Origin of the sequence: Capnocytophaga sp. oral taxon 324 str. F0483 (genome assembly GCF_000318315.2) — a bacterium.
In the GTDB taxonomy this organism is placed as follows: domain Bacteria; phylum Bacteroidota; class Bacteroidia; order Flavobacteriales; family Flavobacteriaceae; genus Capnocytophaga; species Capnocytophaga ochracea.
Genome location: NZ_KB291508.1, coordinates 77601 through 99602, shown reverse-complemented (window position 1 = coordinate 99602; position 22002 = coordinate 77601). Strand labels below are relative to the sequence as shown.

Sequence of the window (22002 nt, the reverse complement as noted above, 5' to 3'; positions counted from 1 at the left end):
AAGAACGAACAAAAGACGAACAATGAACGAAGGAAGAGTGTAGGTAAGTTAGTACTAAGTAGAAGAATACTTGAACGTGTAAGGCAAGTTTCTTCTTTTTTTTATGTCTTTAAACTAACATTTTAGGCTTTAAATATTGTTAGTTGGTAATTATTCACTACCTTTGCACCAAATTAAATAGAAATGGCAAATACCAAATATATATTTGTAACTGGGGGCGTAACTTCTTCTTTGGGGAAGGGCATCATTGCGGCTTCGCTTGCCAAGCTCTTGCAGGCTCGTGGCTATAGGGTGACGATACAAAAATTTGACCCTTACATCAATGTAGACCCTGGTACGCTCAACCCTTATGAACACGGCGAATGTTTCGTGACCGAAGACGGTGCTGAGACTGACCTCGACTTGGGACATTACGAACGTTTTCTAAACGTATACACTTCGCAAGCTAATAATGTAACCACAGGGCGCGTTTACCAAAGCGTTATCGAGAAAGAACGCCGTGGTGAGTTCTTGGGCAAAACGGTGCAAGTAATACCACACATTACCAACGAAATTAAGGAACGCATTCAGATACTTGGCAAAACAGGCGAATACGACATTGTGATTACCGAAATAGGCGGTACGGTGGGCGACATCGAATCGTTGCCTTATATAGAATCAGTAAGACAGCTTTTGTGGGACTTGGGAGAGCACAATGGCATCGTGATACATCTTACCTTAGTACCTTACCTTGCTGCGGCGGGTGAACTGAAAACCAAACCTACGCAACACAGCGTAAAAACCCTGATGGAAAGCGGTATTCAAGCCGATATACTGGTTTGCCGTACCGAACACGAACTTTCGGACGAGCTTCGATACAAGCTGGCGCTTTTCTGCAATGTGAAGCGAGAGGCAGTAATCCAGTCTATTGATGTGCCTACTATTTACGATGTACCCAATATGATGCTTTTAGAAGGGTTGGACAAAGTGACACTCAAGAAGTTAGACCTCCCTTGTAAAAACGAACCCGACCTCACCCAATGGAACACTTTTTTGCAACGCTACAAGAACCCCAAACACCGCATAAAAGTAGGGTTAGTAGGCAAATACGTAGAGTTACAAGATGCGTATAAGTCGATTTTAGAAGCCTTTATACACGCTGGAGCGGCGAACGAAGTGCGCGTGGATGTGGAGAGTATTCACTCAGAACACCTCAATGAAGAAAATATAGAAGCCAAATTAGGTCATTTGGATGCTGTGCTCGTAGCCCCAGGTTTTGGCGGTCGCGGTATTGAAGGCAAGATAAAAGCTATTGAATACGTGCGTGAACACCGCATTCCGTTTTTGGGAATTTGCCTTGGGATGCAAATGGCAGTCATTGAATTTGCGCGACACATAGCTGGACTTAAAGGCGCTAATTCTACCGAGATGAACGAGCAAACACCTTATCCGGTAATCAGCTTGATGGAAAGTCAGAAGGAAATTACTCACAAAGGAGGCACTATGCGCCTGGGGGCTTGGGCTTGTGAACTTAGCAAAGGCAGTAAGATATACGAAGCCTATGGCAAGAAAGAGATTTCGGAACGACATCGCCACCGCTATGAGTTTAACAACGACTACAAAGAACAGCTCGAAAAGGCAGGCTTGCAGTGTACCGGTATCAACCCCGATACGGGTTTGGTGGAAGTGATAGAATTGCCAAATCACCCTTGGTTTGTGGGCGTACAGTATCACCCCGAATACAAGAGCACCGTTGCCAATCCGCATCCGCTATTTGTAGCTTTTGTGAGGGCAGCCTTAAACAATAAACTAAAAAAGAACTAAAACACGGATAAAAACACTTATATGGAAGAAAAAAAATTCGATTTAAAGAGTATTATAGGTTTTACCTTGATTTTTATACTTTTGATGTGGTTTATGAATAACAATAAACCAAGTGAAGAAGAATTAGCTAAACGCAAAGCTCAACAAGAACAACAAGCAAACCAAGCTACTAACACCCAAAAAGACACCCATACCGCTACCTTCCAAGGTATCCCTACTGATTCGGTAGCCTTAGAAAAGTACAAAGCCAGCTTAGGTGCTTTTGCCTATTCGGCTACTCTACCGTCGGCAAAAGACGGGGTAACTGTATTGGAAAACAAAGACATCAAGCTCACTATCAGCAACCGTGGCGGACAACCCAAGGAGGTTTTACTCAAAGAATTTAAAACTTATGATTCTTTGCCTGTTTACTTAATTAAAGATTGGAATGCTACTTTTAACCTCAGTTTTACTACCGCTCAGAACCAAACCCTAAGTTCTAAAGACTTATACTTTGAGCCCACGCTAAGCGAAAACAACAGCAACAAAGTGCTTTCGATGAAGCTCAAAACTTCAGAAAACGCTTATTTAGAATATGTGTACACCCTACCAAAAGAAGGTTATATGTTGGACGTGGCAGTGCGCTCACAAGGTTTATCGGGTGTTGTGAATACTTCTAAGCCTATGAACATCGACTGGAAGTTACAGGCACGCCGTATGGAGAAGAGCGTCACCTATGAAAACCGTTATACGCAAGCGACCGTGCAGTACGACGGCGACCGCATCAACCGCTTAAGTCAAGGAGGTAATGACGAGCAAAAAGAAGAGAAAGTGAACTGGGTGGCTTACAAACAGCACTTGTTTACATCGGTGCTCATTTCTGACAACCCGTTTGCCAAAGGCGATTTCGTTTCTCACAATATCGCTATGAGCGAAGGAAAAGATGTAAAATACACCAAGAACTTCCTCACTTCTTTGCCTATACAAGCAAAAAGCGGAGAGCTAAGCGAGTCGTTGCACTTCTATTTTGGACCTAGCGATTACAACGTGCTCAAACAGTACAACGACAAGTATGAACTTACTGAGCTCATTCCGTTAGGCTGGGGTATTTTTGGTTGGCTCAACAAATGGTTGTTCATTCCGCTTTACAACTTCCTCACTGATTATTTCTCGGTAGGATTGGTGATTATTTTGATGACCATTATCGTGCGTTTATTATTGTCGCCTATCGTTTACAAATCGTACGTATCACAGGCTAAGATGAAGGTATTGCGCCCTGAGATTGAGGAAATCAACAAGAAATATGAAGAACCTATGAAACGCCAACAAGAAACTATGGCGCTCTACAACAAAGCAGGTGTGAACCCGCTCAGCGGTTGTATTCCTGCTCTGTTACAGTTGCCTGTGTTCTTAGCACTCTTTAACTTCTTCCCTACCGAATTTGGGTTGAGACAAAAGAGTTTTTTATGGGCTCACGACCTATCGTCATACGATGCTATTTTTGAACTTCCTTTCTCTATACCGTTCTACGGAAGTCACGTGAGTCTGTTTCCATTGTTGGCTTCTGTGGCTATTTTCATCTACTCAATGATGACAATGGCACAGACTGCACAACCTCAGCAACCTGGAATGCCTAATATGAAGTTCCTCATCTACTTATCACCAGTGATGATGTTGTTCTTCTTTAACAACTACGCCAGCGGACTGAGTTTGTACTACTTTATATCTAACCTATTGACCATAGGCATTATGTTGGCTATCAAGTATTGGATTATAGACGAGCAGAAGATTCACGCACAGATACAAGAAAACAAGAAAAAACCTAAGAAGGAAAGTAAATTTCAAGCTAAGATGCGTGAGATGATGGAGCAAGCCGAAGCCCAACGCAAGGCACAACAGAAGAGATAACCAAAAGATTAAAAAATAATTATAAGGTACTCCGAGCCCTTAACATAAGGGGGATGGAGTACTTTATAAGTTGTGGAGAATATCCCAAAAGCCTTTAACAGAGTAGGAAAGAAGATTAATAATTAAAAACAAATGAGAAAAGTTATTCTTATAGCAGTAGCAGTGCTAGTAGCACTGACTGTTAGCAATTGTGGGAAAGGGGGCGATGATGCTCCTAAGGAGCCAAAAACTAAGATTTACGAGAATTTTGAAATTACTGAAGATGGCTCAACATTAGTGAAATGGCTTACTGATGAAGAAACTACCATTGATATGGCAGCAGACGAGATGCTGAGCAAAGTAACTGCTATCTCAGATTATGCTTTTGCAGAACACCGAGAAATAACCTCAGTGACTTTGCCCAAAGGCTTAAAGAAAATGGGGAAATGTGCTTTTAAGAGCTGTTCAAAATTAACTTCCATTGTTATTCCTGAGGGGATAACAAGCATAGAAGAGGGTACTTTTGCGTGGTGTGGAGCCTTAACTTCGGTTACTATCCCGGGCAGTGTTACAAGCGTAGGATATGCGGCTTTCTCCCAATGTACAAATTTAGCCAAAATTACTATTCCTGACAAAGGTTTAGTAACCATAGGAGAGCGCGCTTTTTCGTGCCCTGCCTTAAAATCGTTTACTATCCCTACTACGGTAACAAGTATAGAGAAATGGGCTTTTTTTGATTGTCAAAAGCTTACTTCGTTAGTTATTCCTACTTCTGTAAGAAGCATAGGAGAGGGTGCTTTTGCAAACTGTAAGGCTATAACCTCTATAATAATTCCTAAGGAAATAAAAAAAATTGAAGATTCAACTTTTATGAATTGTGAAGCCTTGACCTCGGTTACTATCCCTAATACTGTAACAAGCATAGGTAGTGGTGCCTTCAGTTCTTGTAAGTCCTTACCTTCTATTGCCATTCCTAATACTGTAACAAATATAGGAAAAAGTGCTTTTAGTTCGTGTTCTGCATTGAAATCGTTCACCTTCCCTGATAATAATAGTATTACTAGCATTGAGAATGATACTTTTTTAGGAGCAGGTTTAACTTCTATTACTATTCCTAATACTGTAAAAAGTATAGGAGATGGTGCTTTAGCTGGATGCTCAGCATTAAAGTCGGTTACTTTAAAAGGAGGTACACCTCCCTCCATAAACATTAAAGATTGGTATGGTACTTTTATCGATACTGAGCTTAATGCTATTTATGTGCCTGCTAATAGCGTAGAGACTTATAAAAAGGCTGATGGTTGGAACAAATTTGCCGATAAAATACAAGGTATTAAATAAGTTATTTGATAGATAACCTATTTTTTCTTGCTTTTTAGCAATACAATTTGTATCTTTGGTACATTATATAAAAAAGCATACAATGACACAGATATTAAACCACACTGATATTGAACACAAGATAAGACGGATTGCTTATCAGATTTACGAAACACACCTCAATGAAGAGGAGATTGTGCTGGCAGGCATTAATGGCAATGGCTATGTGTTTGCTGAGAAACTTGCAGTAGCACTTGCAAGTATAGCCCCTCTGAAAGTAGTTTTATGCCAAATTATAATGGATAAGAAGAACCCATTGGCAGGCACTGCTACTTCTATTCCTGCGGAACAATACACCAATAAAGCAGTGATAGTGGTAGACGATGTGCTCAATTCAGGACGTACGCTCATCTATGGGGTAAAACACTTCTTAGAAGTCCCCTTAAAGCGACTTACTACCGCTGTATTAGTTAATCGCAATCACAAGGACTATCCTGTAAAAGCCGATTTTAAAGGCATATCACTATCTACTTCACTGCAAGAACACGTTTCGGTAACATTCGACACAAGTAAGTATAGTGTTGATTTATCAAATTAATAAGCTAATCTGTTCATTTGCTAATTAACTAATTTGTTATGTATACCACTCTTATCATTCTTTTTATATCGGCTTTGTTTTTTATGAGCGGGAAGGTGCGCTCCGATTTGGTAGCTATGTGTGCCTTAGTGCTCTTGGTGCTCTTTGGCATATTAACCCCTGAGCAAGCTTTATCGGGCTTTTCGGACAAGGTAGTAGTGATGATGATAGGGCTCTTTGTAGTAGGAGGCGCTATCTTCCAAACGGGATTAGCAAAGATGATGAGCAGTAAAATCTTACGCTTGGCAGGCGATAGCGAGGTAAAACTCCTTATCTTGGTAATGCTCGTTACGGCTTTTATTGGGGCTTTTGTAAGCAATACAGGTACGGTAGCCTTGATGATGCCCATAGTGGTGAGTATGGCAATGAGTGGTAACATCAACAGTAGTCGCCTGCTGATGCCTATGGCTTTTGCCAGTAGTATGGGCGGTATGATGACGCTCATCGGTACGCCTCCTAACTTGGTAATCGATGGAGAGTTAGTGAAAAACGGCTACGATAAACTCACTTTCTTTTCCTTTACTCCAGTGGGATTGGTGTGTTTGGCAATAGGACTGTTAGTTTTAATTCCCACCAGTAAGTTTTTTCTTTCTAAAAAAGGTGATTCTAAGCAAGAAGGGAACCGAAATGGCAAATCACTTACCGATTTGGTACGTGAATATCAACTCTCTAACAACTTATACCGCGTATTAGTAGAAGGAAACACTCTATTTATAGGTAAAACGCTCAAAGAAATCAACCTTTCGCAACGTTATCACATTTCGGTATTAGAAATCAGGCGCAAACCTACTTCTAACAATCCTTTTTTCAAAACAGGCAACCAAGAGGTAGTAAATGCTGATACCGTAATTTATGAAGGAGATATTCTTTATTTGCGCGGTAGCTTTGAGTCGATTGAACAAATGAACGCCGAAAATCACTTAAATTTTCTCGACACACACCACCCCGAACAACGCTTACCTAACGAGTTGCACTTCCACGATATAGGCATAGCCGAAGTACTGATAATGCCTGCTTCGAAATTGGTTAACACCCGCATCAGTGATAGCAAACTGCGCGAACACTTTGGGCTCAATATCTTAGGTATTCAGCGCAAAGATAACTATATTTTGCAAAACTTAAAAGACGAAAAGATGCACGCTGGCGACATACTATTGGTGCAAGGAACTTGGGAGCACATTGCTAAAATGGACGCTGAACGCAGTCAGTTGGTAGTATTAGGGCAACCTCTTGCCGAGGCATCTAAGGTAACCCTCACCCACAAAGCTCCTATCGCTGCGCTAATAATGGTAGGAATGGTAGTCGCGATGATGTTTGATTTTATCCCCATAGCACCCGTTACTGCTGTGCTTATCGCCTCTTTATTGATGGTTATTTCAGGAGCTTTGCGCAATATTGAAGCTGCTTACAAGACGATTAACTGGGAGAGTATTGTACTCATTGCAGGTATGCTTCCTATGGCATTAGCCTTGGAAAAAACAGGAGTATCAGCCTTAGTATCGAATGCATTAGTAGGGAGTTTAGGCGATAAGAGTCCATATATACTCTTGGCAGGCGTGTATTTTACCACTTCGCTTATGACGATGTTCATCAGTAATACCGCTACAGCCGTACTCTTGGCACCCATTGCTATTAAAACCGCCTTATCATTAGGCTTACAACCCCACGCTTTTATGTTTGCAGTAGCCGTAGGTGCAAGTATGTGTTTTGCTTCCCCTTTCTCCACTCCGCCCAATGCATTAGTAATGTCGGCTGGGCGTTACACTTTTATGGATTACGTGAAAGTAGGCTTACCTCTGCAAATCATTATGGGGATTGTAATGGTATTCGTATTGCCATTATTATTCCCATTTCAATAAAAAGTTGTATCTTTGCCGAAATTTTTAAAAGTAAAGAATGAAAAAAAGAATTTCAGATTTTTTGTTAGACGTTTCTAAATACGTATTTGCGGGCTTATTAATCGCTCCACTATTTAACTCAACTTTCGCGTACAACGATGCTTATTGGTGCGCTTTTACTGTAGCTATTTTAGCTCTTATAGTAGGGCTTTTCCTCTCTAAACAGAAAAAAGGAGCGGTGAATAAAAACAACAATAACAACCGCAACAAAAACTATCGCAAGAACAATAATAGCAGAAATAATACAACTTCTAACAGAGCATAACTATTTCTTCCTCTCAAAACTATGAAAGTCTATTTCGATAATGCGGCTACTACCCCCGTCTATCCAGAGGTAATACAGAAGATGACGGAAGTACTGAGGGATACTTATGGCAACCCCTCTTCTACACACGCCTTTGGGCGTAAAGCCAAGTCGCTTATTGAATATAGTCGCAAACAAATAGCTAAACAACTGAATGCTTCACCCTCTGAAATTATTTTCACTTCAGGGGGTACTGAAGCTAATAACCTTATCTTGCGCAGTTGTGTGCACGATTTAGGTGTACAAATTGTCATTTCTTCCCCAATAGAGCATCACGCTGTATTGCATACCTTAGAGGTATTAGTCAAAGAATATCCTATAAAAATAGTTTACGTAAATCTTACTAACAAAGGGGTCGTAGACCTCTCTCATTTAGAATACTTGCTCCAGCAATATACTGAAAAAAAGGTATTGATAAGCCTAATGCACATAAACAACGAAATAGGAAACATTTTACCTTTAAAAGAAGTAGCTACACTCTGTAAACAATACAATGCTTATTTCCATTCAGATACCGTGCAGTCTGTGGGGCATTACTCTATCGATTTGGAGGAAATCCCTGCCGACTTTATCACGGCTTCAGCTCATAAGTTTCACGGACCTAAAGGAATAGGATTTGCTTTTATTAGAAAAGGCATTGCGCTACACAGCAGTATCACAGGGGGCGAACAAGAAAAAGGCTTGCGTGCAGGTACCGAAGCTGTTCATAATATAGTAGGAATGGAAGTTGCTTTTAGTCTATCATACACTAATTTAGATAGAAACACTGAAAAGCTCAAAGACCTGAAGCGTTATTTTATTAAACAACTCAAACATCATTTCCCAGAGGCGGTATTTAACGGAATGTCGGATACTTTAGACGAAAGCAGTTACACCATTGTGAACATAGGTTTTCCCTCATTGAAAAACCAAAATAGCACCCTGCTTTTTCAGTTAGACTTAAAAGGCATTGCTTGTTCCAAAGGGAGTGCTTGCCAGAGTGGAAGCGTGCAAACCTCTCACGTACTATCGGCTTTTTTACCTGAGGAAGCTCTACAATATCCCTCACTCAGATGCTCTTTTTCCATCTTTAACACAGCAAAAGACGTCGATTTTCTTATCGAAAGCCTTAAAGAAATCTCCCATAATAATCACTGATAATAAACTACTTACATTTCTATTACACATTAAGCAGAAAAATATTTACAGAAAAATAGTAGGTAATTCAAAATATTGTTGTAATTTAGTAGCGTTTTTAAACAATAGTTGCATTTAAATCTTAGATATGTCAGAGGAAAAAAACACATTAGCCATAGAGGATAACCGCGAGGACAACCGTTTAGAAGATGCGTCATTAGTAAACTATGAGGCAATGTCTCTTAGTGAATTAACCAAAGAACTAAAAGAACTACTCCAAACTGAGAAAACCCAAGCTATCAAAAAGCAAGTGGACGCTATTCGTTATGAGTTCGACAAAAAATACGACGCTCTTGTAGAAGAGAAAAAAGAAGAGTTCATAGCCGACGGAGGAGAATTGTATAATTTTTCTTACGAAATTCCTGTTTATAGAGAATTCTACACTGCTTTCAACGATTATCGCGAAAAGCGCAATCAATACTATAAAGAGATTGAGAAAACCCATAAAGAAAACCTTGCTAAACGCCGAGAAATCATCGAAGAACTCAAAAGCCTTCTCAATGCGGAAGAACATTTGGGTACTACCTTCAAGCAGTTTCAACAATTGCAAGAGCGTTGGCGCAAAGCAGGAGCCGTCTCTAATGCCGATTATGAGGATTTGTGGAATACTTATCACCACCACGTAGAGAACTTCTATGACTTTATCCACCTCAGCAAAGACTTACGTGATATCGACTTTAAGCGCAATTTAGAAGAAAAACTAAAAATTATTGAGCGTGCCGAAGCACTTGCCCAAGACGACGTAGATGCTCTCATTGCCTCTCGTGAGCTACAAGTGTTACACCGCATTTGGAAAGAGGAAATAGGTCCTGTAGATAAAGAACACCGCGAAAGCATATGGCAACGTTTCAGTGAACTTACTAAGAAAATACACGACAAACGCCAATATTACCTCAAAAACTTAGATAAGATATACGAAGAAAATGCAGTGAAGAAGCAAGGTATCATTGAGCGGATTAAGAAACTCGGTGAGAAAGAACCTACTACTCACAGTGCTTGGAAACAGCTTTCTAAGCAAGTAGAAGATTTACGTCAGTCGTTCCTAAATGTAGGAAAAGTACCTTTACAACAAGCTGATGAGGTATGGAAATCTTTCAATATAGCTTTACGTGCTTTTAACAAGAAGAAGAACCAATTTTACAAAACACTCAAAAAAGAGCAACAAGAGAACCTCACTAAGAAATTAGCCTTATTAGAAATAGCAAAAGCTAACCAAAATAGCACCGATTGGGAAACCACTACTGAACTGATGAAGAACATTCAGAGAGAGTGGAAAGAAATAGGAAGCGTTCCTCTTAGAAATACCGAAAAAATTTGGAAGGAATTCAAGAGAGCTTGTGATACGTATTTCAGTAGATTTGCTGAGACTATTCAGCATTCTAAAAATAAAGAGTCTGATGCGCTTGAACAAAAGAAAGCCTTTTTGGATAAGCTGAAAGAATATCAATTAGGCACCGATAGAGATAAAGAGATAGCAACCTTACAAAACTTTGTGAATGAATGGAATGCTATAGGAAACACTCATCATTCTAAGAGAACCATCGACATCAAATTCCATAAGATTATTGATGCACTGTACAAGAAACTCAATTTTGATAAGCAAGAAATTGAGCTTATCAAGTATAACAACAAGTTAGAACGACTTATCAACGATGATAACGAGAACTCCCTTAACAATGAGGTGATTTTTGTAAGACGTCGTATCGATGAGCTCAAATCGGAGATACTACAGTTAGAAAACAACTTAGCTTTCTTTGGTAATATCGACGAGAAGAACCCATTAGTACGCGATGTGATTAAGAACATCAACAACCAAAAAGAAGCTCTTAAAACGTGGGAAAATAAACTTCGTGAGCTAAAGCATTTGCAAAAAACACAATTAGCTGAAGCCTCTGAAGAAAAAATAGAAGAAAAGGAATAATTTTATTGTTTTCATATTTAGAGAAGAGGTTATGCTTGCTAAGTAACCTCTTTTCGAGTTTTATATCTGTATGAAATTAGTATTTGCTACCCATAATCAGCATAAATTAAAGGAAATACAAGCCCTTTTACCTAAAAATATCGAACTACTAAGTTTAAGCGACATAGGTTGCAATGACGATATAGCCGAGACTGCTACTACTATTGAGGGCAACGCTTTGCTGAAAGCTCAATACATCAAAGAGCATTATCATTGCAACGTTTTTGCTGATGATACAGGCTTAGAAGTACAGGCACTAAACAATGCTCCTGGGGTATATTCGGCACGGTATGCAGGTGAGCACAAAAGTGATGCAGACAATATGTATTTGCTACTAAAGAATATGGAAGGAATCTCACACAGAGAGGCTCAGTTTAAAACGGTTATTGTTTTATGTTTAGATGGCTCTATATATACTTTTGAAGGTATCGCAAAGGGACGTATAGGCACTACCCCTGTAGGCACTAACGGTTTTGGGTATGACCCTATATTTATTCCTGAGGGTTCTGACCAAACTTTTGCCGAGCTGACCCAAGAAGAAAAGAACCGTATCAGTCACCGTGGAAAAGCCTTTGAAAAGCTATTACATTTCTTAAACCAAAATATTCAGTAAGAAAAATGAGTTTATTAGAGATTAAAAATATCAAACGAGATTTTAGATTAGGGTCTGAAATACTGCACGTACTGAAAGGCATCAACCTATCTATAGAGAAGGGAGAATACCTTGCGCTTATGGGACCATCGGGCTCTGGTAAATCTACTTTGATGAACATCTTAGGGTGCTTAGATACGCCTACCTCAGGCGAGTATATTCTGAACGGTAAAGATGTAAGCAAGATGAGCGACTCGGAATTAGCCGACATTCGCAATAAAGAGATAGGCTTCGTATTTCAAACCTTCAACCTAATGCCACGTACTACGGCTTTAGACAATGTAGCTTTGCCTATGGTATACGCAGGCGTTAAGAAAGAAAAACGACACGAGCGCGCTAAAGAAGTACTGAAATTAGTAGGATTAGAAGACCGTATGCTTCACAAACCCAATGAACTATCAGGAGGGCAACGCCAAAGAGTAGCTATAGCAAGAGCTTTGGTAAACCACCCTTCAATTATCTTAGCCGATGAGCCTACTGGGAACCTTGACTCTAAAACTTCTTATGAAATAATGAACCTTTTTGACGAAATCTACCAAAAAGGGAATACCGTTATCTTGGTAACCCACGAAGAAGACATTGCTCGGTATGCCAAACGGATTGTCCGCTTAAAAGACGGACTTATAGAAACTGATAGCGCTAAGTAAATGAATATCGGAATTATTATCCCTGCTTATAACGAAGCTGAAAGTATTGGTATTACCTTGCAATCTCTGCTAAATCAGACCTATCTTCCCTATCAAATTATAGTAGTAGACGACGGTTCTAACGATACCACTGCTGAGGTAGTGAAGCAAATTGCTACCCAATATCCCGTAGTACAATTGGTGCAACGCAGTGAGAAGGGTGAACATCTACCAGGGGCTAAAATAGTGCAGACTTTCAACTATGGGCTTCCTTACCTAAAAGAAGCCGTAGAGGTGATTTGCAAGTTTGATGCCGACCTCATCTTCCCTAACAACTATCTCGAAACAATGTGCAAGCAATACAGTGAAAATCCACAGTTGGGAATGTTTGGAGGCTTTTGTTATATTGAGAGAAATGGCTCTTGGATACTCGAGAATCTCACTAATAAAGACCACCTAAGAGGTGCTGTAAAATCTTATCGGAAGGCGTGTTTTGAAGCGATAGGTGGACTTAAAATAGCTATGGGCTGGGACACCGCCGATGAGCTATTGGCACACTACCACGGTTGGACAGTACAAACTGACGATACTCTTCACGTAAAACACCTACGCCCGACAGGTGCTGGCTATAAAAGCAATGCCCGTTACCTGCAAGGAAGCGTTTTCTACCGTCTGCGATACGGTTTCTTCCTCACTTTACTCGCTGCCATAAAATTAGCCATAAGAAAACGCAATGGTAAACTCTTCTTAGATTATTGCAAAGGATTTTATAAAGCTAAACAAGAAAAACAACCTTACTTACTCACTCCTGAAGAAGGTAAATGGGTAAGACAATACCGATGGAAAGGGATTTTCAGTAAAGTAGTGAAAAGCAAAAAATGAAAAAGTAATAATATCAAAAATGCCAATAATACCAATAATACTAAATCGATGATGATGCGCAGTCGTAGCACGACAGGCAACTAAACAAAGTGCGAGCCGCACGGGCAGATAGAGAAAAGACGAACAATGAACGAACAAAAGACGAACAATGAACGAACCTAAGTAGAAGGTAAGTTAAAGCTAAGATAGACATAAAAAGAGAGTTATTAATAGATTTCAACATTGCCAAAGTTTGAAATTTTGGCAATGTTCATACAAATGACGGTGCGAGTAGGACGAGCAGATGAAGAATAAACGAACACAAAATAAAATAAGACGGAGGTAAGAAGAGAGACAATTGGGTGTTTTCAACTTTAGCAAAGTTTGAAACTTTAGCAAAACCCATACCGCAAAAGTAATAGTATACAAAGGATATCCCTACCCCACTCCTAATTAAATGCTTTTCAGTTATTTTTATGCGTCAAATGGCATATTTGGCAAAAAATTATTATCTTTGCCCCAACTAAGAAACTAAAAAAACAAGGTTCAAGAATGATAAAACACAAGTATGGCAGAACGCAAACCAGTTTGCCCACTGAAATTATCGACCTACTGAGCGACCAAGTGAGTAAAGAATTGGTATGTTCTATTCTTGACCCCTTCGAGTTCTACGACGAAAAAGATTCGCCTATAGCTCTTAAACTTATTGATAAACACATTCTTTTAGACGAAAAATAATGATTTTAGTAACTGGCGGAACAGGGCAGATTGGCAGTCGTTTACTTTTTCACCTTACCCAAAACAAGGCGCATAAAGTAAGGGCTATCTATCGCAATGCCCATTCATTAGAAAAAATCGAACAACTTTTTATACAACAATCCCCCAATGGAGCGGAACAATTCCGCTCTATTGAGTGGGTAGAAGCCGATATAAGTAACATTCCCGCACTCGAACAAGCGTTTACGAATGTTTCTTTTGTTTTTCACTGTGCAGGCTTTATCTCTTACCAACCTAAAGATTTTGCTCAGCTCATCAAAGTGAATGTCGAAGGAACTGCTAACATCGTAAACTTGTGTCTTGACTTTAAGGTAAAAAAACTCTGTTATGTGAGCTCTGTAGCTACCCTTTCGGCTTTGCCTCACACACCTATTGATGAGGAAAACGACTGGAATAGTGAGGACAATAACACCGATTACGCTATCAGTAAGAACGGTGGCGAAATGGAGGTATGGCGTGGCTCGCAAGAAGGATTGCCAGTGGTTATTGTAAATCCTTCAGTGGTGTTGGGTGCTGATTTCTCTGAACAAGGCTCTGGCTTGTGGTTTAAAAAAGTAGCTGATGGACAGAAATATTACCCCACAGGGGGTACAGGTTTTGTCGCGGTAGACGATGTCGTACGTGCAATGATTGCCTTACAATTCTCCGAAGTTACGGGAGAACGCTTTGTGCTGAATACGGCTAATCTTACTTATCAATCACTTTTTGAGAAGATAGCCAAAGGATTAGGAGTGAAAGCTCCTACTAAAAAGATTTCTCATAAAGTATTGCGTCGTTTGGCACGTTTAGACGGCTTTTTGAGTTTCTTGGGTATCAAAAAACGAACCCTCACTCTCCAAACAGCCGATGCTCTCGGCTTAATAAGGACTTATAATGGCAATAAAATAAAAGAGTTTATCAATTTTCAATACAGTGATATCGATGAAGTAATCCAAGAGATTTGTGCAAAATATCCACTATGAGAAAATGGTTAAAATATCTTTTTAAAATACTTCTTTCCCCTTTGGCGTGTTTGTATGGTGCAATAGTTCGTCTGCGCCATTGGTGCTACAACGTGGGTATCTTTAAAGAACATACTTTTGCCGTACCTACTATTTGTGTTGGCAATGTAGCAGTAGGAGGGACAGGTAAGAGCCCAATGGTGGAATACCTCATCAGACGATGGCATAAACAGCGTAGAGTGGGCGTGCTCAGTCGTGGTTATAAACGCAAGACAAGGGGCTTTATATTAGCTACCAAGACTTCTACGGTATTAGATTTAGGTGATGAACCTTCCCAATTTTGGTGGAAATTTAAGGATATTATCTTAGCTGTTTGTGCCAACCGAGTAGAAGGTGTAGAACGAATGCTCGCCTTGCCTATGCCTCCTGAACTCATTATATTAGACGACGCTTTCCAACATCGCCCCGTAAAAGCAAAAATCAACATAGTGCTCACCGCTTACGGACATCTGTTTACTGACGACTGGCTACTGCCAATGGGGCGACTCCGCGATGTAGTAAGCCGAGTGCAACAAGCCGATATAGTGGTTGTAACTAAATGTCCTTCCTCATTGTCAGAAAAAGAACGTACTCAACTCATAGCGCGTTTACAGAAGCATTGCCTTTGTCCTATCGTCTTTGCAACCATTGCCTATGATAAGCAAGTATTTTCAGAGATGGAAAACATATCTTTGACGACTTTCATTCAAGAACCTTTTACTTTGGTAACAGGCATTGCCAATCCGAATCCGCTACTCACATTCTTGAAAGAACAAGGAGCAGATTTTCAGCATTTAGCTTTTGCTGACCATCATCATTTTACCAAAAGAGAAATACAGCAATTGCAAGGCAAGCGAATCCTGACCACTGAGAAAGACTACGTGCGCCTGCAACCTCATTTGCAAGACTTGTACTACCTGCCTATCGCAATGCAATTCCTCACCCCCACTGATGAACATACATTTGGCACGGTTTTTGAAAATCTATAAGCACGAAAAAATTACAAACTTTTATCAGTATGACAAGAAAACTCATCGCTATTGTAGCTTTTGTTTTGGTAGCTACTGCTACTCTTGAAGCTCAGGAAATTAAATGGATGACTTTTGACCAAGCTATTGCTGCTCAGAAGAAAAAACCTAAAAAAATATTTATTGACGTATACACTAATTGGTGTGGACCTTGCAAAATGTTAGCGAACAACACTTTTAAGAACAAAGACTTAGTAAAGTATGTGAACGATAATTACTACGCTGTAAAGTTCAATGGTGAAGGTAACGAAGTAGCGAACTACAAAGGACAAAAGTTTGAGAACAAAGGCTATGACCCCGCATTGGCTGAACGCCGTAACGCCACACACCCACTTACCGGCTATATGCAAGTACAGGCTTACCCAACAATGGTGTTCTTAGACGAAAATAACGATTTGATAACAGGTATCACCGGCTATATGTCGCCTACTCAATTAGAACTCTACTTGAAGATGTTTAACAACAATGATTACAAAAAAATCACTACTCAACAAGAGTTTCAAGTATATCAATCGAAGTTCAAACCTACATTTAAAAACTAATAAATACACTTTTTCATAAACACACGTCAAAAACTCTTGGCAGAATGTCAAGAGTTTTTTATTTTTTTACTACCTTTGCGGAGTAATTAGCAGATTATTCAAATTGGCAAATGGAAAGATTGAATTTATGGCAAAAATACTCATCATAGAAGACGAATCGGCAATTCGCCGTGTACTTACCAAAATATTGGTAGAAGAAAGCAAAGAGTACGAAGTAGAAGAAGCAGCTGATGGTGTAGAAGGCGTTGAGAAACTCAAAAAAGAGGACTACGACTTAGTGCTATGCGACATCAAAATGCCTAAGATGGACGGTATGGAAGTACTCGCTGAGGTCAAGAAACTCAAACCCGAAATCCCCTTTGTGATGATATCAGGTCACGGCGACCTCGAGACAGCAGTAAACGCAATGCGCTTAGGGGCTTACGACTATATCTCAAAACCACCTGATTTAAACCGCTTACTCAACACTGTGCGCAATGCTCTCGACAAGAAGAAATTAGTGGTAGAGAATAAACACCTCAAAAAGAAGGTGAGCAAGAGCTATGAGATGATAGGAGAAAGTGCACCTTTGCAACAAATCCGTCAGATGATAGAAAAAGTAGCACCTACGGCAGCGCGTGTACTCATCACGGGCTCTAATGGTACAGGTAAAGAGTTGGTAGCTCACGCCATTCATTACCAAAGCGAGCGCAGTGAAGCTCCGATGGTAGAGGTGAACTGTGCCGCTATTCCTTCTGAACTGATAGAAAGTGAACTCTTCGGACATATCAAAGGGGCGTTTACTTCGGCGGTAAAAGACCGTGCAGGTAAGTTTGAAGCCGCTAACAATGGTACTATTTTCTTGGATGAAATAGGCGATATGAGTCTCTCTGCCCAAGCCAAAGTGTTGCGTGCGTTGCAGGAGAACAAGATTACCCGCGTGGGAAGTGATAAGGACATCAATGTAGATGTACGTGTAATAGCAGCGACCAATAAAGATTTAAAAAAAGAAATAGCCGAAGGTCGTTTCCGTGAGGATTTGTACCACCGTTTAGCAGTAATTCTCATCAGAGTACCGTCACTTAACGAACGCAGAGACGATATCCCACTACTTATTGATTATTTTTCAGCAAAAATAGCCGAGGAACAAGGTATTAGTCCGAAGAAATTTAGCAAAAAAGCAATAGAGCTTCTTCAAAAACAAGATTGGACGGGTAATATTCGCGAACTGCGTAATGTAGTAGAGCGACTCATTATCTTAGGAGGCAAAGAAATCTCAGAAGATGATGTAAAAGCGTTTGCAGGAAAATAGTGCGAGCCACACTGGCACTTTAAATTAGAAAATAAGTAAGCGTTACAAAATCTTACCGATTAACTATGAACAAAATAAAATTCCTCTTTATAACTATTCAGAAATAAAAAATGACGGCAAGGAGTTCTCTCTACCGTCATTTTCTTTATATATAACCCTTCTTATAGAATAAGCATCGCATCACCGTAAGAATAGAATTTATATTTCTGCTCTACGGCTTCTTTATAAGCACGCATAATGAGGTCGTGCCCCGCAAAAGCCGAGACCATCATTAACAAGGTAGATTTAGGAGTGTGAAAGTTGGTAATCATTGCATTGGCTATACTAAAATCATATGGAGGAAAAATAAACTTATTTGTCCAACCGTCAAATGGATTTAGAAAACCATCAGATGAAACTGAGCTTTCCAACACGCGCATTACAGTAGTTCCTACCGCACATACACGTTTTTTATTCACCTTAGCTGCATTAATGATTTTTGTTTGACTTTCAGGAATATGTATCTCCTCACTATCCATTTTGTGCTTAGAAAGGTCTTCTACCTCTACAGGATTGAAAGTTCCTAACCCCACGTGTAAAGTTACCTCAGCGAAGGTAATACCTTTTATTTCCAAACGCTTCATCAAGTGCTTAGAAAAGTGCAAACCCGCAGTAGGTGCAGCAACGGCACCCTCGTATTTAGCATAGATAGTTTGGTAGCGTTCTTCATCTTCAGGTTCTACCGGACGAGAGATGTATTTAGGCAGAGGTGTTTGCCCTAATTCTGTAAGATGTTGGCGAAACTCTTCATAAGTACCATCGTATAGGAAACGAAGAGTACGACCACGAGAGGTAGTATTGTCTATTACCTCGGCTACCAATTCAGCATTTTTGCCAAAATAGAGTTTATTACCTATCCGTATTTTGCGAGCAGGGTCTACAAGTACGTCCCACAAACGTTGTTCAGCACTGAGTTCACGCAACAAAAATACTTCTATCTTTGCCTTTGTTTTTTCTTTATTCCCATACAAGCGAGCAGGAAATACTTTAGTATTATTCAGTACAAACACATCTCCATCGTCAAAATAGTCGATTACATCTTTAAATAGTCGGTGTTCGATTTCTCCTGTTTTACGATGTATTACCATTAAGCGTGCTTCGTCGCGGTTCTCACTGGGATACTCAGCTAATAGCTCTTTAGGAAGTTCAAAATTAAAGTTTGAAAGTTTCATATATTTTCTATATAATAATCATCAGTTTATAAATGGTATCCTAACTTTTATGCTGAATTTAGAACAATCCATATTGTTCTCCACCATAAATATCCGTAGATATACATTCAAGAAATAGACGCTAAATAAGGGTAAAATAGAGATATAATAACAAAGGAAGATATACCTTATTCATTTCAAATAGCTATTGTATAAAAAGAAAAAGTCGGGATGACTGGACTCGAACCAGCGACCACACGCACCCCATACGTGTACGCTACCAACTGCGCCACATCCCGATTTTTAATTTCAGAGCGCAAAACTACTACCTTTTACAGAAACTACCAAATAAATAGATTAAAATATTTTACAACAAGGGCTATTTATTTGATATACTGAAAAGTCCTATTTTTCTATCTTCCCTAATGAAACTGTAAAGATTCCAAAATCATCTATCAGCATATCCTGCTTTTGCACTCCATTAAGAGAAAATATTCCGTCTAACTCTCGCTGACTACGGCGACGCATCACCCAATCTTTCTCTTGATGACTTTTTAGTACAAAGGCTATCGTTTTGAGTTGTGGGTGCCACGGCTGTCCTGTATAAATCAAAAAACCGTTTTCTGAAATCGACACAACTCCCTTTACCGCCTCATTAGCTAATTTATTATCACCAAAAAGTTCAAAAATACCAGATATGATAGTGATATTAGGATTATAGTCTAAACTTGTGTAGTTATCGGCTTTAAAACAATTGTAGTTAGTGAATCGTATATCTTGAAAGCCTCTTTCTCTGACGGTTTGCTCCCCTTTTTCTATATTAGCTGGTAAAAACTCATTGATGACAATTTCTACCTCTGGGTGCTTTTCTTTGATGTCAAACAAATAATTACCTACTCCTCCAGCAATATCAAGTATCTTTACTTTCTTCCCTTCGGCTTGCAAAGCTTGTATCGCTTTATCTACTTGCTCCAATAAGTGTGCTTTGCGTATACGTACGCCTCGCCACCCAATGGCATTGAGATAACTTTTGTCCATCAGTTTACCTATACCCCATTTCCCTTGAGAAATATTCTTGTAAACGTAATCCATTGAAGCTCCTGAATCAAATCCATATTCCAGTCCTATCGCCATTCCGCCACTGAGGTGTCCTAACTTACTCAGTGCCCATTTCTGAAATCGGTAATAGTACTTTTCTCTATTGGGAATGAGCTCGTATTGCATTATTTCGTACTCTTTTTGAGTAAAAGTATCGGGTTTCAAAGAAGGTGATACAAGAGGTGTTCCAAAAGCTCTACTGATAAACTGTTCAAGTAATTTATATACCTCTTCTCTGCCTTGCTCAAACAAAATGCCGTGGTGGAACCCGTCTAAGGTAACAAATTCTTTTATTTCAGAAGATAAGTTTACATAGAATTGTTTCTGCTGCTTGTTAATCACCACAAAGTCTTTTTCAGCTGAAAGCAGTAGTGTAGGAATAGTAATAGCAGCAGCATCTTCGACCAATCGCTTACCTGCATTAGCTAAATCTATAAGCAGTTTGCCGTTAATAGATCGCGTGATAAACCTATCTGTATCATAGGCGCGTTGCTGTTCAGGGTCACGAGTGAGCATTTTAGACTTAACATAGCTCTTTACAACAAGATTAGGTTTCACTTTTAGTGCTAATTCTATAGCTTGCTTGGCTAAGGGAACTATTAAATTGATTTCAAAAGCAGGTGCTAAAAGTGCCATTCCAGCAATACGTGGAGCAAAATCGTGTACCCAAGCCGATACAATCACCCCTCCTATGCTGTTGGCTACTACAAATATATCCTCCTCTTGCACGTCGTATTCTTGTTGCAAAAACTTAGAAAAAGCATCTAAATCTCGTACTGAATCCATAAAAGCAGGCGATACTGAAGCTTTAGTATGCCCGTGTCCTCTCATATCAAAAGCAAAAATATTATAGGACGCAAACAGCGGGTGCGTAGCAAATTCCTGTAAGCGCTCACCATACTCGTGACCGCGATGTATTACAATAAGTGTTTTTTGTTGAGGCTTGTAATTCCATTCGTAGAAGTATAACTCTGCCCCTTGATACCCCTTGAAAAAACCTGTATTCATCATCTTGTTATTTTATTGTGCAGGCAAAGGTACGCTTTTTAATGATAAAAACAATAAAAGTGAAGGATAATTACTTCATTACATTAATATTTAAGAAGTATGTAATAACAAAAAAATCACTACCTTTCTTCGTAAGTAGTGATTGAAGATTGTATTCATAAGGCTACCTAAACAAAAATTAGATAACTTTTTATTCTTTTATTCAGGGTATTTGCTGGTATCTTGATAGGTATTAAAAATACCTTTAATGATAATTTCTCTTTCTATATCATCTACTACATAGAATACAATGTAAGGGTATTTCTTCATAGGGACACCTCTTAAATTATCTTTGTATATTCGCTGAAAAGGGAAGTGCTTTATAAAATCCAAGATTTTTACAAACTCATTGATAAAGTTCTCAGCTACTCTATCATTAGCAACTTCTTGGTAATAGTTGATTGCACTCTCAAGCTCAGACTCAGCTCGTACTGTATTACTAATTTTGTAAGGTAAGTCCATATTTAGATGCAAGTCTATTAACCATTACATACGAATCTTCACATTGGTCAAAAGGAGTGTTATCAGCTTCCAACTCTTCCAAGTATTTCATTAATCTTGGCGTCATTTCAATAGGCTGAGGTATGTCCTCTTCTTGAATGATAGAGACATTTAAAGACTTTATAAAATCTTTTATTGAATTTAATTTATCTACATCAGAGGTAGCAAAGGTTACAGCTGTTTCCATAGTCAAAATATTTTTAAAGGTTACATAAAAGCAAAAAATCACTACCTCTCTTCGTAAGTAGTGATTGAAGATTGTACTCGGAGCGGGACTTGAACCCGCACAGGCATTACTGCCCACTGGATTTTAAGTCCAGCGTGTCTACCGATTCCACCATCCGAGCCTTCTATGATAAACATAAAAAAAGAGCGAAAAACGGGGTTCGAACCCGCGACCTCAACCTTGGCAAGGTTGCGCTCTACCAACTGAGCTATTTTCGCT

20 protein-coding genes and 3 tRNA genes are annotated in these 22002 nt (G+C 39.4%); 16 read left to right on the top strand and 7 right to left on the bottom strand.

The window, feature by feature from the left end:
- Positions 1-183 precede the first annotated feature (183 nt).
- The 16 genes from HMPREF9072_RS04155 to HMPREF9072_RS04080 all read left to right on the top strand — a co-directional run bounded on the left by HMPREF9072_RS04155 (position 184) and on the right by HMPREF9072_RS04080 (position 17721).
- Entirely contained in the window at positions 184-1803 is a 1620-nt protein-coding gene (locus HMPREF9072_RS04155; RefSeq protein ID WP_009410680.1) for a CTP synthase, read from the top strand.
- 21 nt (positions 1804-1824) lie between these two features.
- A complete protein-coding gene (gene yidC, locus HMPREF9072_RS04150) occupies positions 1825-3690 on the top strand; it encodes a membrane protein insertase YidC (RefSeq protein ID WP_009410679.1) in 1866 nt (621 codons plus the stop codon).
- A 132-nt stretch (positions 3691-3822) separates the two neighbouring features.
- On the top strand, positions 3823-5010 hold the full coding sequence (locus tag HMPREF9072_RS04145; protein WP_009410678.1) for a leucine-rich repeat domain-containing protein: 1188 nt from the start codon (positions 3823-3825) through the stop codon (positions 5008-5010).
- An 82-nt stretch (positions 5011-5092) separates the two neighbouring features.
- The gene (locus tag HMPREF9072_RS04140) at positions 5093-5587 is read left to right on the top strand and encodes a phosphoribosyltransferase family protein (RefSeq protein ID WP_002676355.1); all 495 of its coding nucleotides are present in this window, start codon (positions 5093-5095) and stop codon (positions 5585-5587) included.
- 38 nt (positions 5588-5625) lie between these two features.
- Positions 5626-7485, top strand: a complete 1860-nt coding sequence (locus HMPREF9072_RS04135; protein WP_009410677.1) for an SLC13 family permease — start codon at positions 5626-5628, stop codon at positions 7483-7485.
- A 37-nt stretch (positions 7486-7522) separates the two neighbouring features.
- The gene (locus HMPREF9072_RS04130; RefSeq protein WP_002673029.1) at positions 7523-7789 is read left to right on the top strand and encodes a DUF6722 family protein; all 267 of its coding nucleotides are present in this window, start codon (positions 7523-7525) and stop codon (positions 7787-7789) included.
- A gap of 21 nt (positions 7790-7810) precedes the next feature.
- Positions 7811-8965 (top strand): cysteine desulfurase family protein, encoded by a 1155-nt coding sequence (locus tag HMPREF9072_RS04125; protein ID WP_009410676.1) that lies wholly within the window; start codon positions 7811-7813, stop codon positions 8963-8965.
- Between the two features lie 127 nt (positions 8966-9092).
- The gene (locus HMPREF9072_RS04120) at positions 9093-10925 is read left to right on the top strand and encodes a DUF349 domain-containing protein (RefSeq protein ID WP_009410675.1); all 1833 of its coding nucleotides are present in this window, start codon (positions 9093-9095) and stop codon (positions 10923-10925) included.
- A gap of 70 nt (positions 10926-10995) precedes the next feature.
- Positions 10996-11577 carry a non-canonical purine NTP diphosphatase gene (locus tag HMPREF9072_RS04115; RefSeq protein WP_009410674.1) on the top strand — a complete coding sequence of 194 codons (582 nt, stop codon included), beginning with the start codon at positions 10996-10998 and terminating at the stop codon, positions 11575-11577.
- A gap of 5 nt (positions 11578-11582) precedes the next feature.
- The gene (locus HMPREF9072_RS04110; protein WP_009410673.1) at positions 11583-12263 is read left to right on the top strand and encodes an ABC transporter ATP-binding protein; all 681 of its coding nucleotides are present in this window, start codon (positions 11583-11585) and stop codon (positions 12261-12263) included.
- On the top strand, positions 12264-13124 hold the full coding sequence (locus HMPREF9072_RS04105) for a glycosyltransferase family 2 protein (RefSeq protein ID WP_009410672.1): 861 nt from the start codon (positions 12264-12266) through the stop codon (positions 13122-13124).
- Positions 13125-13655: 531 nt separating this feature from the next.
- On the top strand, positions 13656-13841 hold the full coding sequence (locus HMPREF9072_RS04100) for a hypothetical protein (protein ID WP_009410669.1): 186 nt from the start codon (positions 13656-13658) through the stop codon (positions 13839-13841).
- Positions 13841-14842: an NAD-dependent epimerase/dehydratase family protein gene (locus HMPREF9072_RS04095; RefSeq protein WP_009410668.1), complete on the top strand. Its 1002-nt coding sequence runs from the start codon at positions 13841-13843 to the stop codon at positions 14840-14842. The genes HMPREF9072_RS04100 and HMPREF9072_RS04095 overlap by 1 nt, the downstream gene beginning before the upstream one ends.
- On the top strand, positions 14839-15849 hold the full coding sequence (gene lpxK / locus HMPREF9072_RS04090) for a tetraacyldisaccharide 4'-kinase (RefSeq protein ID WP_009410667.1): 1011 nt from the start codon (positions 14839-14841) through the stop codon (positions 15847-15849). Before HMPREF9072_RS04095 ends, lpxK begins: the two co-directional genes overlap by 4 nt.
- Before the next feature lie 29 nt (positions 15850-15878).
- A complete protein-coding gene (locus tag HMPREF9072_RS04085; protein ID WP_002673044.1) occupies positions 15879-16430 on the top strand; it encodes a thioredoxin fold domain-containing protein in 552 nt (183 codons plus the stop codon).
- Positions 16431-16557: 127 nt separating this feature from the next.
- A complete protein-coding gene (locus HMPREF9072_RS04080; RefSeq protein ID WP_034566153.1) occupies positions 16558-17721 on the top strand; it encodes a sigma-54 dependent transcriptional regulator in 1164 nt (387 codons plus the stop codon).
- A 161-nt stretch (positions 17722-17882) separates the two neighbouring features.
- Here the strand turns inward: HMPREF9072_RS04080 and queA are convergent, their stop codons facing one another.
- The 7 genes from queA to HMPREF9072_RS04045 form a co-directional block, all read right to left on the bottom strand.
- Positions 17883-18932 carry a tRNA preQ1(34) S-adenosylmethionine ribosyltransferase-isomerase QueA gene (gene queA / locus HMPREF9072_RS04075; protein WP_009410665.1) on the bottom strand — a complete coding sequence of 350 codons (1050 nt, stop codon included), beginning with the start codon at positions 18930-18932 and terminating at the stop codon, positions 17883-17885.
- 205 nt (positions 18933-19137) lie between these two features.
- A tRNA-Pro gene (locus HMPREF9072_RS04070) sits at positions 19138-19210 on the bottom strand.
- A 106-nt stretch (positions 19211-19316) separates the two neighbouring features.
- A complete protein-coding gene (locus tag HMPREF9072_RS04065) occupies positions 19317-21017 on the bottom strand; it encodes a bifunctional alpha/beta hydrolase/class I SAM-dependent methyltransferase (protein WP_034566151.1) in 1701 nt (566 codons plus the stop codon).
- 198 nt (positions 21018-21215) lie between these two features.
- Entirely contained in the window at positions 21216-21518 is a 303-nt protein-coding gene (locus tag HMPREF9072_RS04060) for a type II toxin-antitoxin system RelE/ParE family toxin (RefSeq protein ID WP_009410663.1), read from the bottom strand.
- Positions 21496-21744: a hypothetical protein gene (locus tag HMPREF9072_RS04055; protein WP_009410662.1), complete on the bottom strand. Its 249-nt coding sequence runs from the start codon at positions 21742-21744 to the stop codon at positions 21496-21498. The genes HMPREF9072_RS04060 and HMPREF9072_RS04055 overlap by 23 nt, the downstream gene beginning before the upstream one ends.
- A 74-nt stretch (positions 21745-21818) precedes the next feature.
- Positions 21819-21904 (bottom strand) — tRNA-Leu (locus tag HMPREF9072_RS04050).
- A 24-nt stretch (positions 21905-21928) separates the two neighbouring features.
- A tRNA-Gly gene (locus tag HMPREF9072_RS04045) sits at positions 21929-22001 on the bottom strand.
- Position 22002 lies beyond the last annotated feature (1 nt).